Consider the following 12337-nt stretch of genomic DNA (forward strand, 5'->3'; position numbering starts at 1 on the left):
TATTACTGTTATCGTTTCCAAATCATTCTAGAGGTATTCATGCGCCGCTTTTTGCTCACAGGTTTAATGGCTAGTACGTTGCTCATCAATTCCACTTTCGCTCACGCAACTGAACCTTCGCCGCTCATCGTCGCAACAGAACAAATAGCACTATTTGAAAACGACAGCATATTGCCTCCAATTCATCCCTGGTCTGGCGCAAGTGAAGCATTACTGTTAAGTGCGGAGCAGCCTTGGGCAACCCCATTTGAGCAACAAGGCTATGTTTCAAGCCCAAACTATCACGACACCATGGAATGGTTAGACAAACTTGTCGACAGCAGCGACGTGTTACAAAAAATCAGTATTGGTAAAAGTCCCCAAGGACGCGATATATGGATGATTATTGCATCACAAGACGGAGAATCTACGGCACAAGCATTGAGTGATAATGGTAAGGCGACAGTACTTGTGCAAGCGGGTATTCATTCTGGTGAAATAGACGGCAAAGATGCAGGCATGATGCTGCTGCGTGACATCAGTCATAGCAGCAAACGCGAATTACTTGAAAATGTTAACTTACTGTTTATCCCTATTTTCAGTGTCGACGCCCACGAACGCAGCAGCCAATTTAACCGAGTCAATCAGCGAGGACCGGTCAATATGGGGTGGCGCACCACGGCCAACAACCTTAATTTAAACCGTGACTATGCTAAGGCAGATGCATTAGAAATGCAGCACCTTATCCGTGCGATTAATATTTGGCAGCCAGATTTATACATTGATATCCATGTAACCGACGGTATTGACTACCAATATGACGTGACCTTTGGCTACAACGTTGCACAAGGCTATAGCCCAAGTATTTTTACATGGTTAGAGTCTATTTACCGTCCCGCGGTTGAACATGCATTAACCGAGCAAGGCCATATTCCGGGTCAGTTGGTATTTGCTAACGATAATACCGATATGACCAAAGGCTTGTCTCTTTGGAACCCTAGCCCACGGTTTTCCAATGGCTACGGCGATGCTCGTCATTTACCGACTATTTTAATTGAAAACCACAGCCTTAAACCCTATAAACAACGAGTACTTGGCACTTATGTGATGCTTGAACAAACCCTTAAAACGGTGGCAAAAAATAGCACTAAGCTAAAGTCTGCGATTAATGAAGACAAATACCGTAACCCAAGTAAGTTAACTATTAGCTGGCAAAGTGAAACCTTAGCAGAAGGTAGAGACTTTAAAGGTATTGATTACCATATTGAGCAAAGCCCAATTAGTGGTGGCAAAGTAGTCCGCTGGACAGGTGAACCTAGGTTATATAAAAACTTACCCATTGTGGCTAACACAAAAGCAGATATCACGGTCACACGACCTGTAGCCTATTATATTCCACCACAATGGTCTGACGTTATTGAACGCTTATCTTTACATGGTATTAGAATGACGCGACTGAAAAAGCCAAGGACGATAACTGCGCAGCAATATCAATTCAGTGACCCATTATTCTCAAGTGCAGATTATGAAGGTCATCAAACCGTAACAGCGGCAACCTCCATCCATAGAATAAACACCACACTTCCAGCAGGTACTGTACGTATTCAAACCGACCAGCCTCTGGGGGATTTAGCCATGCTGTTGCTTGAACCTCAAGCAGAGGACTCTTTATTTTACTGGGGAATGTTCAATACTATTTTTACCCGCACAGAATATATTGAGAACTACGCAGTAGAACCTTTAGCAGCAAAAATGTTACTCGAAAATCCAGCCCTACAAGCTGAATTTGATCTAGCGTTGAAGGATCAGGCTTTTGCAAATGATAGCAAAGCACGACTACGTTGGTTTTATCAACGCAGTCCATATTACGATAACGAATACATGAAGTATCCGGTATTACGCGCAGCGAAATAACCTCAACGCTGAATAAGCCATGAGGTTAAATAATGACATCACTCTACAGCATCAGCGCTTGTAGAGTGTTGCGGTAAATCTATCCATAATTCTTGACGTTGCAACGGTGTTTGCGGCGGTAACTGTGGATTGGTTAAATCAAAGATACGACTATTACGATATCGACTCAATGGGAACATCTGGCGAGTTATGTCATGTTGCTGAATAAACTCATGCAACTTGTTTGTAGCAATTAGCCTCTCTAAACCTTGAGTTATACGTTGCGCTAAACGAGGGTTGTTATTACTGACAAAAAAATACATTGGTAGTGGGTAACGCAAAATTAATTTATCGTACACCATCAAACTCTCATTACCTCTGCTGCTTACCTCCGCATAGGCTTCATATAAACCACGAGGAAAATAGTCACAACGTTGTTGCTTCAACATACTATAAATCAATTGGAAAGTAATGACCCGCTCAGTCCGATAACCGTTATATTGTAAAATATCCGAATCAGGCCATTGCGATCCTTGGCAAGCAACCAATTGTTGCAACTGCTTAGCGGTATTTATCATTTCAAATTCAGCTAATCGGTCACGAGAAATAACCGGTACTCTCGAGCCTAATAAGCCGCCTACTAATGGGATACGAATTGCGTGAAACTCTTGCTCTCGCTCAATGGAAGTCCCTGCCCAAAATACATCTAATATGTCAGCTTTTAACATACTAAAACCACGTAACTGTGACATAGGTGAATCAATTACAACTATATTAGCCTCACCATAATCGTCAGCGGTTTGGGTTAATAACAACTGTAATAAATCGTAGTAATATTGGTAACTTGCATTTTCTAAGGATTGAGCTGGTTGAATGCGTACTTGCTGCGCTGCCAAAGGGAATATAGAGCAAGAAATAATTAGCACAACAGAAATTAACGACTTAACCATCTTAACAACCACCATTAAAACTTTATTAATTCAGTTTATTTGCAAAAGGCAGATAGACCAAATACTAAATAGAAAAAAGTTTATAAAAATAGGCAACTTATCGTTCCGAATAACAATTTAATTGATATTGTTCGATTAACAATAACTTTTGCTGACGAGAATGTTTCTTTATAACTATTTCGCGCTTTAACGCCGCACTTCTATCAGTTAATTGTTCTGTATAAACCAAGGTGAGTGGACCTTTACCTTTTAAATATTTAGCCGATTTGGCACCACCAGCTTGATGCTCAGCAAAACGGCGAGAAATATCCGTAGTGATACCAGTGTATAAATGTGAATTAGCGCAGCGAATAATGTACAAATACCAAGCGGAACATGTGTTTTTTTGCGACATAAAATATAAAAACCTTAAATGTGATCATAAATTTTTCGTGCCATCATGGCATACTAAGCACCATTAAAAAGTGAAAACCTATTTCAGCTAAAATACTGCTAATGTATTTTCGTTATTCATTAAGGAAGTTCTGATGTCCAATACTCAAGACCATTGCGCTCAACCAGCATTGCTTCATCCCGATCAAGCGATCGAGCAACTGTTAGCTCAAGTTGAAGCAACCCAAGATACCGATATAGTAGCATTAACCCAAGCTATCGATAGAGTACTCGCAGAAGATCTCGCATCGAGTATTGATTTACCCCCATTTGATAACTCATCAATGGACGGTTACGCATTCCGTTTTGCTGATTTAGCGACTTCACAGGATAAAACAACCTTCAACTTAGTGGGTAGCTCTTTTGCGGGGCACACTTTTAATGGCCAAGCGGTACCCAATAGTTGTATTCGTATTATGACGGGTGCCCCATTGCCTAGTGGTTTTGACACTGTGCAAATGCAAGAAAAAGCCCAAGTAATAGATGAAAACCACATTAGCATTGAACACCCACATCGGTTAGGTGCAAATGTACGCAAGCGTGGTGAAGAACTCCTTGCTGGCACCAAAGTATTGCATAGTGGCATCATTATTCGCGCAGCGGAAATGGGCGTACTCGCCACCATCGGCATCAGCCAAGTGAAAGTGACACGTAAATTGAAAGTGGCTTTCTTTTCCACTGGTGATGAATTACGCCCAGTAGGAAGTGAACTGGCTTTAGGGCAGATTTATGATTCAAATCGTTATTCAATTCAAGGGTTACTCAGTAAAAGCCACGTTGAATGGATTGATTTAGGTGTCATAGCAGACGATAAGGAAGCCATTCGCGGCGCGTTTAGAGAAGCTGCGGATCAAGCTGATATGGTGCTAACATCTGGCGGAGTATCGGTTGGTGATGCTGATTACACCAAACAGATTTTATCTGAAGAAGGCCAGATTACCTTTTGGAAACTTGCAATTAAACCAGGTAAACCTTTCGCCTTTGGCAAAATAGGGAATGCTATTTTTTGCGGCCTACCAGGAAATCCAGTCTCTTCGATGGTGACATTTTATAAGCTGGTGTTACCTATTTTAAATAAAATGCAGGGACTCAAACCTGTCACACCATTAAGTTGCCAAGCAAGGTTACTGAGCGACATACACAAATATCCTGGTAGAGTCGAATATCAACGCGGCATACTCAGTCGTAATGAGGCCGGCGAACTTGAAGTTGCCATTACAGGCAGCCAAGGTTCAGGCATGCTCACATCAATGAGTTTAGCGAATTGCTTTGTGATATTAGACCAAGCCCAAGGCAACACCCCCAAGGGCACTCAAGTCACCGTAGAGCCATTTAACAACGTATTGTGTTAGGAATATTATGGACTCACTCGATCAAGAGATACTCACTGACAATGAAATGCTGCGTTATAGCCGTCAGATCTCCATTAAAGCTATCGATATTGATGGCCAAGAAAAGCTTAAACTTGCCAAAGTATTAATTATCGGTGCTGGCGGGTTAGGCTGTGCAGCAAGCCAATACCTTACTGTTGCGGGAGTGGGTGAAATTACCTTAGTTGATTTTGATACTGTAGAACTGTCTAATTTACAGCGTCAAGTATTGCACTATGATGTCAATATTGGCCATCCAAAAGTAGAATCAGCTAAACAGTCGCTTATACAGCTTAATCCCTTAGTCACCATCAATACCATTAACGCTCTGTTAGATGATGATGAGATTAATGAGCTGGTGAGCCAACATAGTTTAATTCTTGATTGCACAGATAACATGATAGTGCGAGAACAACTTAACAAGAGTTGTTTTGAACACAAAGTGCCCTTAGTGTCGGCAGCGGCAATTCGAATGGAAGGCACTGTAACAGTATTTGACTACTTACAAGACAGCCCTTGCTATCAATGTTTTAGTGCTTTATTTGGTGAGCAACAATTAACGTGTGTCGAAGCGGGTATTCTTGCACCAGTGGTCGGCATGATTGGTTGTATTCAGGCTACTGAAGCAATAAAAGTCATCACTGGTATTGGTCAAGCTTTAACGGGTAAATTGTTAATGATTGATGCGATGACAATGGAGTTTAGGCAAATGTATTTACCTAAACAACCTCACTGCAAAATTTGCAGTGTTAATCCGTAGATAAAACCACATCCCTAATGTCATAGTTATGGTGCTAATGTGCTGGCGAGTGTGTAGCGCCAGAGTCGCTTAATGCACTGACAGCTCAATCAGCTGTTGGCGCAACAACCAAAGCCGCTTGAGCAAGCTTTTCTCGTTCCGCTTTAGCAATATAAGGTGATTTATTGGCAGCATGGAGCTTAGCGTTGGCTTTTTTTGCTTTTGCTTTAAGGGTTTGGTTAATTTTCTTTTTGCGATTCATATTGGTCACTTGAAATTATTTATACCCAATAATTATAATATCAAAGTGGCTAAAACCCTATTAATTCCAGCCTCTCTGTGACCAAATAACATCAATCGCGTATAGCGTTATTCTTGTAATACTACCCACAAAGCATGGATAAGCCCTGGTATAAAAAAGAAAATACATAATAGGATGTTAATTAATAAGTCTTTACCCATACCTTTTTTGAGCAACACTGCCACTGGTGGAAGTAAAATTGCAAGAATCACTAGTAATAATTTATTAGAATCCATTTTAGTTACCTTCTATAAGTTGATTAATTTAGCCCGCGTTATTATACAAACAGTATACTATACAATTTGTTAACATAATAAACACATTGTGATTCTGTTGTGATTTTTAATACCATACACGAAACGGTTTCTCCGAGCACGATACCCATCAACCATAAAGTGAGCCAAATCGTGCCAAGCCAGAGCGCCTCTGAACTGATCAGATAATTATTGGAATAGGTATTATTACCGCACCATTTTTTAGCTAAATGGTGTGGAGCTTCGCAATCATTGATTCTCTTAATCCATAGTGCTGAAAACTTAAGGTGATACTTTCTTAAACCAACATTTCTCACAGCATATCAACTCACACTCAACGTGCTGAGATTTAGCTATTCGCACATTTTTATTGCCGGGATGACTATCTTGTTGGGTTTATCGCTGGTGCGATAGGATGGCAGCCAAATAGTCAGTTAGCGTTTACTAGGCCATGGTAAATCATCGGGTAATTGCCATTGATTAACGAGCAATTGTTGGCATTCTGGCAACATAAACTGGCGTCCAAATAACGACGGAGTCTGGAAAATATAGTCTTGTTCTAAGTAAGTAAAATGCAAACTGTAAGCATGTAAATAACACCTATCACTCAACTCACCGCCATAAAGTTGATCGCCTAAAATAGGCACGCCGATACTGGCCAAAGCCACTCTGAGTTGATGAGTTTTGCCACTGAGCGGTTTAAGTAAATACATCCGCATACCTTGGCTGATAGTGTGACTAAAAAACAGAGTTACTGCTGGGTTTTCAGTGGTTCGCAATAATTTATACATACTGCGACGCGACTTAGCCATGTCGCCAATAATCCAGCCCTGTTTCTTTTTAGGTTTACCGCAAGCAATCGCCAAATAATATTTTTGTACTTTATGCTCAGTAAACATTTTGGTAAACACATTTGCTGCTTGAGAAGATTTTGCCACAATCAACAAACCAGATGTAGGGGTATCAAGCCGATGGACCGGGTAAAGCTTATAACCTAAATCAGCTTCAGCTTGCGCTATCACGCCCGCACTGCCATCTTGACTATGAAAATGAACATAAGCTGACTTGCTAATGATAATAAAATCGGGTTGATCGCTGATCACTTGATACATAGCTTATCCGGCAAAGAGTATAGGGGAGCTTCTCAAGATTATTTAAAGTGAATACTCACCAACAAACCGGGGTGATTATCGTGTAATGAAATGGTCGCTTTATGACGAGATAAAATAGCTTTAACCATAGATAACCCTAAACCGGTTCCTTTATAATGACGGCTAGGATCTAAGCGGACTAAACGATCGAATACCCGCTCTTTATCTTCGTCAATAATACCTGGCCCGTTATCACTAATTTGAATATGCTTACCCTGCTGTTTAATACTTATTGTTGCACCGTCAGGGGAATATTTAATCGCGTTATCCACTAGATTGAACAGTGCTTGGAATAGCAAATATTTATCGCCATTCACGTAAACATCATCTTCTAGACTAATATTCAACATTTGATCGCGACTCTCTGCAATCACCTCAGCCATTTCAAATAAATCTTGGCAAATCTGTTGTAAGCTCACAGGCTGCAAATCAAGTGTTTGCTGGCCTTCTTCAATGCGTGTTAACGATAACATGGCATCAAAAGTCCCAAGACAATGATCTAACTCTTCGAGTAACTCAGCTGTGGCGTCAGCAAGCTCAGAGGCTGGCTTTTGCGACAATAGCTCAATACCAATACGTAAATGCGATAATGGCGTACGTAAGTCATGAGCAATGTTATCGGTCACACCACGAACAGCACGAAGGTTTAGCTCTAAAGTGTCCAGTACCAAATTAAATTGCCGTGCAAGCATATCAAATTCGTCTTGGCTTTCACTGACAGGTAAACGCGTTTCATAATGTCCTGCTTCAATTTGTTCACTTAAGCGGTTATATTCGACCAATCGTCTAAGAATTGCTTTTGAGAAAATATAACCCAACGCGAGTGTAAGCCCTAAGGTAAATGCCACCGCCCAAAATGCCGCATTAATAAATTTCTCAATTAAGGTTGCAAGCTGATCGGTTCGGGTGGCGATGAGCACAGGGCCATAACGGGTAATAACCAGACCGCCGGTCAGGATATGCAGCTTATCTGGGCCGCCCGTAAAAATAGGGAAATCTTTGGTTTCAGGCAGTTGTGGCATGTTTTCGGGTAAAAATGTCAGCGCGCCCACCATATCTACACTGTTGCGCCAAGCAATCAATGCCGTTTTTGGATCGGCCGCACGAATTTGAGCCGCAAAGCTGCGACGGTTTACCGTTAATGCTAACTGTTGATAGCGCTGCATTTCTGCAGCAAGGTGTTTGTCTACTTGATTTTGTTGCTCAATAACTAACTGTCGATAGAGACTAAGCACCAACATAACAATCAGTATTGTTACTAATGTCGAGAAGATCAGCGTGATACGCCACGCACTACTTTGGTAAGGCTTAATGCCTTTTACAAAGGCGATATCCTGCCCCTCTAACCGTTTCAATTAATTCACCATGGCCAAGTTCTTCAAACTTGCGACGTAACTTGGCAATATGTACATCAATGACGTTGGTACGAGGATCAAAATGATAGTCCCATACCGCTTCAAATAATAATGTCCGGCTAACCACTTGATTAGGATGTTCCATTAAATATTTAAGCAATTGAAATTCTTTAGGTTGTAGCATTAACTCGCTATCATCAAGGGTGACTTTACGGGTTAATAACTCCATCTTTAAACTGCCCACTTCAATATCAGTGGCTGCAGGTTCAACGACATTACGTTGTGCAAGCTTCTCCGCACGCACTAATAATTCAGTAAAGGCAAATGGCTTAGTCATATAGTCATCACCACCAGCGCGCAAACCTTTTACACGTTCATCAACGTGGCTTAACGCCGACAAAATTAACACAGGTGTTTTATTACCGCTGGTTCGCAGCGCTGACAACAATGTTAAACCATCAAGTTTTGGCAACATGCGATCAAGGATCAGTAAATCATACTGGTTATGTTTCGCTAACGTGAGACCTTCTTGGCCATCCGTCGCGCTATCAACTTGATAATTCTGAGCAGTAAATCCATCGGCTACATACTTTAATGTAGTAGCATCATCTTCAACCAATAAAATACGCATAGTCATAGAGTCTTTAATCCCATTTGAGCAGTGGTAGTGGACGGAGAGTTTCAATATCGAAAGCAATGGTATTTTTACTATCTTGATTGAGTAATTTTAGTTCGAGATAACTAATTGATAAATCGTGATCCAATTCCGCCTGCGTTAAATATCCTTGTTGATTTTTAATCGCCAGAGTCACAAGTTCAGAAAACTTCATATGCTTAGCTTGGAGCAATTTTGCTGCATTCACTTGGCCAATGTCATCAGAGACATAAGCAGACGACTTTTCAGCTAACAAAGCACCGTCTAAAGCGCGATATTGGTATTTACTGATCTGATGTTTATCTACGTTAACCATTGAAATTTTATATACTAACAAACCTTCTTCAACGTCAACATCAAAGTCACTTATTGTGCCTTCGTCTTGTTGTTCTAATTGTTCCATGACCGTTATTGGCTTCAAAAAGTCGCCATTGGTCAATAAAGTGCGCATAGATGGTGTGGCCATCACGGCACAAGGAAGAAAGCATATTGCTAGCAGCAACCGAACCATCACAAGCCTCTATATAATTGAAAACGTTATCACACGCCTACTCTACCTAAGAGCAGCCAAAGTCCCAAGAAATCTAAGATTAATAATTGATCATAAATACCATTTTATGATGTGATCGTTCGATATTACGGGTTCAGAATATGAATTTGATCGGACTTTAGTGCAATAGTCGTTTTCACTCCGGCCTCGAGCGCTAACTTACGGACTAGATGTGTAGGCACATCGGCATTGATGATTGATCCGACATCGATCACCGACGCCATTACTCTCGAAGACTCACCCATTATCAGCACCGACTCAATCAGCACTTCTAACTTATTTATGCTTTTACATAAACGGCCACTGCTAATGGTATTAAAGCGGATGCCTTGATTTGGAATAACCCAGCGAATAGTTTGCCCAATAGTTAATTTTGGGGCACTGTCGCTAACAATCAATTCATGACCCAGTGTAAACGTAGTCATGTTACGTTCAAAATCTTGCTCGATCACTTGACCGTCAAAAATATTTCTCAAGCCCATTTGCCTTGCCACCGCTTCGTCATTTGGATGAGAGATCACCTCAAACGGCTCGCCGTGCTGGAGCATTTTTCCCTGACTAATCAATATCATCTTATCGGCCAATAACAAGGCCTCATGGGTGTCGTGCGTGACCATAACTACGGGAATAGATAATTGTTGTTTTAAGCGAGCGAGCTCAATATATAAGCGCTCACGAGTTTCTTTATCTACTGCTGAAAAAGGTTCATCAAGCAGCAAGATAGCAGGCTCTCGAGCTAGGGCGCGAGCGAGTGCTACACGTTGGCGTTGTCCACCAGACAATTGAGCAGGTAAACGATTAGGAAAACCATGTAAGTTGACACGATCTAACCAATCTAGCGCACGCGGTTTACGCAATGCTTTGGGTATATGGTCAAGCCCAGAAATGACATTATCTAACGCTGATAAATGCGGGAACAAACCAAAGTGCTGCGGCAAATAGCCAATATGCCTTTGCTGAGGGGTCAAAGAAATAGATTGTTGTTCATCAAACCACACCGCATCACCACAATGAATCTGACCATGCTGAGGTAAGGTTAAACCGGCAATCATTCTAAGCAAGGTCGTTTTACCTCCACCAGAAGGGCCAACGACAGCTAACACTTCACCAGCCCGACAACTGAAGTGCGCTTCAAGTGGGATGGGAAATGTTTGTGAAATATCACATGTAAGATCAGCGTTGTGAGGCGCCATGATGCCCTCCTAAACGCCTCGACATACTGGTGGTCAGTGCCAACGCACTCACTGCAAACACTAATAAAACCAGAGACATCATTCCAGCCGAATCAAAATCGAATGCCTGCACACTATCATAAATCGATATTGAGATGGTTTTGGTTTCACCTGCAATGTTTCCACCCAACATTAACACTACACCAAATTCACCCAAAACATGGGAAAAACATAGCACCACGGCCGTTAATACACCAGGCCAAACCATGGGTAGTTCTACTCGGAAAAAGATACGCAATCGGCTCATGCCGCAACACGCAGCTGCATCGCGAATATCGATAGGAATGGTTTCAAACGCACGCTGAATCGGCTGAACGGCAAAGGGAATATTGACGATAATAGAGGCTATCACTAAGCCAGAAAAATGAAATACCAGTTGTTGCCCAGTTAACTGCTCAACCCATTGACCGATAATGCTCTGGTTACCTAAACCTACCAATAAGTAATAACCTATGACCGTAGGTGGCAACACTAATGGCACCATGATTAAGGCTTCGAGCCATGATTTACCTTTAAACTGGCGATAAGCTAATTCGCGGCCGACAAAAATGGACAGTGGAATGAGTAAAATCACCGTAAAACAGCTCAATTTGACCGACAACCACAGAGCTTGCCAATCCATTAATCCACCTTACTAACAACATGTACGGGTAAATTAAACCCAAATTGAGAGAGAACTTCCTGTGCATCAGGTGATTGCATATATTGATAAAAACGTTCTGCCGTTTCAGAAGCATTGGGCATTAATGCCATACGTTGATTGATCGGTTGATACAGAGCATCGGGGATCACGACATAGTTACCACGCTTGATAAACTCAGGCGTTAGCGCCAATGATAATGGTACGATTCCTCCTTGGGTTGATCCACTGATGGTAAACTGGGCGGCTTGTGAGGCATTTTCGCCTAAAATTAATTTAGGCTGCACCGCATCCCATAAACCTTTCGCTTTAAGGACTTCTCGGGCACGCTCACCATAAGGAGCATGATCAGGATTGGCAATCGCAAACCGCGACAATTTACCATCGTTGATTAATTGCGTTAATCCAACTAATTCAGGGTCCAAAATGAGTGGTGATGATTTAGGCGCAGCCAATGCTAATCGCCCAATGGCATAAATAATGCCTTTATTCTGAGTCAAGCCAGCTTGATGCAGAATATCAATATAATCTTCATCAGCACTGAGCATTAATTCAAAAGGAGCACCATGCTTAATCTGAGTGACAAAATTGCCTGATGAACCATAACTGAGTCTTACAGATAGCCCCGTTTGCTGCTGAAAGCGTGTGGCAATTTCAGCCACAGCAAACTGAATATTTGCAGCGGCGGCAATAGCTGGTGTGTCACTGGCTATGCTTGCTGAACTAAATCCAATTAAACTAATAATCGCAAGTAACGCCGAGATACCGCCAGTATAAAACTTCAACGAAAGCCGATTAAAAAAATGAATCATGGTATTGATGAAATACATTGAAGA

The 12337-nt window shown here is 41.6% G+C and carries 14 protein-coding genes; 3 read left to right on the forward strand and 11 right to left on the reverse strand.

What is annotated here, in order from left to right; translation table 11 throughout:
* Positions 1–39 precede the first annotated feature (39 nt).
* Positions 40–1893 carry a M14 family metallopeptidase gene (locus FH971_RS19175; RefSeq protein WP_140235363.1) on the forward strand — a complete coding sequence of 618 codons (1854 nt, stop codon included), beginning with the start codon at positions 40–42 and terminating at the stop codon, positions 1891–1893.
* A gap of 38 nt (positions 1894–1931) precedes the next feature.
* Here FH971_RS19175 and FH971_RS19180 read toward each other — a convergent pair whose 3' ends face one another.
* Positions 1932–2822, reverse strand: coding sequence for an amino acid ABC transporter substrate-binding protein (locus FH971_RS19180; protein ID WP_140235364.1), 891 nt, complete (start codon positions 2820–2822; stop codon positions 1932–1934).
* Between the two features lie 97 nt (positions 2823–2919).
* Positions 2920–3216: a GIY-YIG nuclease family protein gene (locus tag FH971_RS19185; RefSeq protein WP_140235365.1), complete on the reverse strand. Its 297-nt coding sequence runs from the start codon at positions 3214–3216 to the stop codon at positions 2920–2922.
* Between the two features lie 133 nt (positions 3217–3349).
* On the opposite strand from FH971_RS19185, the gene moeA reads away from it, so the two are divergent.
* Both moeA and moeB read left to right on the forward strand, forming a co-directional pair.
* Positions 3350–4606: a molybdopterin molybdotransferase MoeA gene (moeA, locus tag FH971_RS19190; RefSeq protein ID WP_140235366.1), complete on the forward strand. Its 1257-nt coding sequence runs from the start codon at positions 3350–3352 to the stop codon at positions 4604–4606.
* A gap of 7 nt (positions 4607–4613) precedes the next feature.
* Positions 4614–5384 carry a molybdopterin-synthase adenylyltransferase MoeB gene (moeB, locus tag FH971_RS19195; RefSeq protein WP_167496059.1) on the forward strand — a complete coding sequence of 257 codons (771 nt, stop codon included), beginning with the start codon at positions 4614–4616 and terminating at the stop codon, positions 5382–5384.
* Positions 5385–5469: 85 nt separating this feature from the next.
* On the opposite strand, the gene FH971_RS19200 is transcribed toward moeB, so the two are convergent.
* From FH971_RS19200 to modA, 9 genes are all read right to left on the reverse strand, one after another.
* Positions 5470–5625 carry a DUF2986 domain-containing protein gene (locus FH971_RS19200; protein ID WP_140235368.1) on the reverse strand — a complete coding sequence of 52 codons (156 nt, stop codon included), beginning with the start codon at positions 5623–5625 and terminating at the stop codon, positions 5470–5472.
* Positions 5626–5732: 107 nt separating this feature from the next.
* Positions 5733–5900: a YqaE/Pmp3 family membrane protein gene (locus tag FH971_RS19205; protein WP_137224622.1), complete on the reverse strand. Its 168-nt coding sequence runs from the start codon at positions 5898–5900 to the stop codon at positions 5733–5735.
* A gap of 452 nt (positions 5901–6352) precedes the next feature.
* A complete protein-coding gene (locus tag FH971_RS19210) occupies positions 6353–7030 on the reverse strand; it encodes a TIGR01621 family pseudouridine synthase (RefSeq protein WP_140235369.1) in 678 nt (225 codons plus the stop codon).
* Positions 7031–7068: 38 nt separating this feature from the next.
* Positions 7069–8310 carry a sensor histidine kinase gene (locus FH971_RS19215; RefSeq protein ID WP_140235652.1) on the reverse strand — a complete coding sequence of 414 codons (1242 nt, stop codon included), beginning with the start codon at positions 8308–8310 and terminating at the stop codon, positions 7069–7071.
* A 67-nt stretch (positions 8311–8377) separates the two neighbouring features.
* Positions 8378–9055: a response regulator transcription factor gene (locus FH971_RS19220; protein ID WP_140235651.1), complete on the reverse strand. Its 678-nt coding sequence runs from the start codon at positions 9053–9055 to the stop codon at positions 8378–8380.
* Positions 9056–9068: 13 nt separating this feature from the next.
* Complete coding sequence (locus FH971_RS19225; RefSeq protein ID WP_137224617.1) at positions 9069–9590, reverse strand: hypothetical protein; 522 nt, start codon at positions 9588–9590, stop codon at positions 9069–9071.
* Positions 9591–9715: 125 nt separating this feature from the next.
* Positions 9716–10822: an ABC transporter ATP-binding protein gene (locus FH971_RS19230; protein ID WP_140235370.1), complete on the reverse strand. Its 1107-nt coding sequence runs from the start codon at positions 10820–10822 to the stop codon at positions 9716–9718.
* Positions 10803–11483, reverse strand: coding sequence for a molybdate ABC transporter permease subunit (gene modB / locus FH971_RS19235; RefSeq protein ID WP_140235371.1), 681 nt, complete (start codon positions 11481–11483; stop codon positions 10803–10805). Before modB ends, FH971_RS19230 begins: the two co-directional genes overlap by 20 nt.
* Positions 11483–12331: a molybdate ABC transporter substrate-binding protein gene (gene modA / locus FH971_RS19240; protein WP_240778409.1), complete on the reverse strand. Its 849-nt coding sequence runs from the start codon at positions 12329–12331 to the stop codon at positions 11483–11485. Before modA ends, modB begins: the two co-directional genes overlap by 1 nt.
* Between the last annotated feature and the right edge of the window lie 6 nt (positions 12332–12337).

The sequence above is a fragment of the Shewanella polaris genome, assembly GCF_006385555.1.
Taxonomy (GTDB): domain Bacteria; phylum Pseudomonadota; class Gammaproteobacteria; order Enterobacterales; family Shewanellaceae; genus Shewanella; species Shewanella polaris.